Below are 2,513 nucleotides of genomic sequence, written 5' to 3'. Positions count from 1 at the left end.
GCGTCAGCGTCGTGACGAACCCGCCGGACAACTCGGTCCTGCAGGGGAGCTACGACGATTACCCGCGGCGGCGCGGACACACCCGCATCGATGAACTCCGGGAGGCGGGTGTCACCGTGGGTATCGGGCACGACTCAGTGCTCGATCCGTGGTACCACTACGGCGTCGCCGACCCGCTCGACGCCGCGTTTATCCTCGTCCACTACGCGCACATGGCCGGCCACGACGACGTCGAAGCCCTCTGGGAGATGCTGACCGACGCAAACGCGTCGGTGTTCGGCGTGACCGATTACGGGCTCGCCGAAGGGAACGAGGGATCGCTCGTGGTGTACGACAGCCCCGACGCGTTCAACGCGCTTCGAACCCAAGCGCCCAGAACGCTCGTGCTCCGGAACGGTGCGCCCGTCGCGCGGACGGAACCGAGCGTGACGCGGATCGAGCGTGACAGCGGATCGCACACGGTCGATTTCCACCGCTGAGCGACTCCAAACTGGCACGCGAGTCGGCTGGAGACGACGGGTACAGAGCTCGCCACCGACCGATCCGGCTCAGACGACGGGTGGTCCGTGACGGAGTCGGGGCTTCACGTCCGGCTTAAAAGGCGGAACTCTCCGTTTAAAAAGGACAGCTCACGACTCGCTCGCACCTGCGAGACGGTCGGCCGCGGGGAGTCGATCGGTCCGGTAGAGTCCCACCGCCAGCGCGAGGATGACGACGAGGCCGGCGGCGAAGCCGCGGAACACCGCGGTGTACGGGTAGCCGGCCTCGACGAGCGCCCCGACGACGCCGCTCCCCGACGCCTCGACGGCGATGGAGAGCCCGCTGAACGCCGCGAAGGTTCCGGCGCGGGTGTCGGCCGGGAGCGCTGACAGGACGTAGGTGTCGAGCGCGGGGAACAGGCCGTGGATGGCGTACCCGAGGACGACCGAGACCGCGCCGAGCGCGAGCGCCCCACTGAATACGGTCAGTCCGAAGACGCCGGCCGTGAACGCTCCGACCAGCCCGAGGATGTAGGGGACCGTCGGGAGGCGGTCGACGAGGGCGCCGCTGACCCAGAACGCCGGGATTCCGGCCGCGAACGCGACCGTCAACAGCGCGTTTGCAGTTCCCGGGTCGAGCCCCCGCGCGAGCATCACGGAGACGTAGAAGTTGAACAGCCCCTGCCAGACGAACCCGGCGGCGCTGACGAACAGCATCCCGGCGAGGACCACCCGCCAGTTACCGAGCACGCCGCGGAAGTTCCGTGCCGGCGGCGCCTCCGGGACCCGGTCGGCTCGCCGGAGGCCGACGGCGAACGCGAGAGTGGTGACGAGGGCCGCGGCCGCGAGGAGCCAGAACACCGCCCGCCACGTCGCGACCGCGACGACCGACACGACGACCGTCGGAGCGGCCACCGCCGCGAGCTGCGCCGCCGTCCCGTGAATGCCGATGCGCTTGCCGACCCGGTCGGGGTACAGCTCTCCGATGAGCGGCACGGCGGAGACGAAGTACGTGCCGGAGGCCACGCCGACGGCCAGCACACCGATCCGGAGCGTTTGGATGTCAGGTGCCGAAGCCGTCAGGGCGGCCGCTACGGTGAGCATGACGCCGGACACCACGACGACCCGTCGCCGAGAGACCCGCGTGAGCACGTAGCTCAGCGGCAGCCGGGGCAGCGCCGTGCCGAACCAGACGAGGGACACGACCGCGCCGACGGCCGCCGGACCGACGTCGAACGCCGCCTGTAGCGGCTCGACGAGCGGAGCGAACACCACGCGCCCGAAGTTGACGACGAAGACCATCCCGAGAAGGCCCCCGTACAGACGGCGAGTCATTACCCGGCGTTCAGTAGGGGAAGTGTAAGCTATTGTGTTTCACCGCCCGACCGGTCGAGCGCGACGGAGACCGCTGGGGACCGAGACTCAGTCGTCGTCGACAGCCTCCACGCCAGACGCATCGGCCTCGGAGCCGTCCCGCGGATCGAACGTCGGTCGCTCGATGCCGAGCAGTTCGTATGGGTCCGCGTCGTCCGGCATGGGCGGGTCGTACGCCTCGTCTCCGCCCCGCCGCTCGAACTCCTCGGCGGCGTCGGCGAGCAGTTCGGGGTCCGTGAGCAGTCGACCCAGCGTTCCGCCGATCGTCTTCGCGGCGTACAGCATGCCGTCGACGCCGGTCGAGCCGCTGGCGGCGACCGCCTGCCACGAGTGCGGCGGCGTGCCGACCGGCCACGTCGCGGTGCGCAGCCGACCGAGCGGCACGACCTGGCTCACGTCGCCGGAGTCCGTCGAGTAGGCGCCGACCTCTCCGGCGTCCGGCGCCTCGATCGGCTCGGTGAAGTACGGTCGGTCCGCCGCGCGGTCCCGGACCTCCGGTGGCAGGTCCTCGAGCGCGTCGGAGACGTCCCCGAGCGAGTCGCGCAGCTCCGCAGCGAGCGCCTCGTCCGCGACCGAGAACGACCCGATCTCGGTCATCGTCTCGTAGACGGCGTCGCCGAGCGTCTCGTTCGGTCGCACGCCGTACGCCCCGCTGGTCTG

Annotated in this window: 2 protein-coding genes and 1 pseudogene; 1 reads left to right on the top strand and 2 read right to left on the bottom strand. The window is 70.4% G+C overall.

The genetic code is table 11. The annotated features are described in order from the left end of the window. Positions 1-479 (top strand): amidohydrolase family protein (locus tag R6U53_RS09120; RefSeq protein WP_410322052.1); only part of this gene is annotated, 479 nt, incomplete at its 5' end. A 150-nt stretch (positions 480-629) separates the two neighbouring features. Here R6U53_RS09120 and R6U53_RS09115 read toward each other — a convergent pair. Beyond that, complete coding sequence (locus R6U53_RS09115) at positions 630-1,814, bottom strand: MFS transporter (protein WP_410322051.1); 1,185 nt, start codon at positions 1,812-1,814, stop codon at positions 630-632. Positions 1,815-1,901: 87 nt separating this feature from the next. Further along, a pseudogene (locus tag R6U53_RS09110) lies at positions 1,902-2,513 on the bottom strand (hypothetical protein); the annotation flags it as partial.

This window comes from Natronomonas sp., from assembly GCF_046483325.1.
Lineage (GTDB): Archaea > Halobacteriota > Halobacteria > Halobacteriales > Haloarculaceae > Natronomonas.
This window is presented reverse-complemented; position numbering and strand designations above follow the sequence as displayed.

What these genes read in the sequence shown, in the direction of transcription:
- R6U53_RS09115 (WP_410322051.1), bottom strand. Translation starts at nt 1,814, where the DNA reads ATGACTCGCCGTCTGTACGGGGGCCTTCTCGGGATGGTCTTCGTCGTC.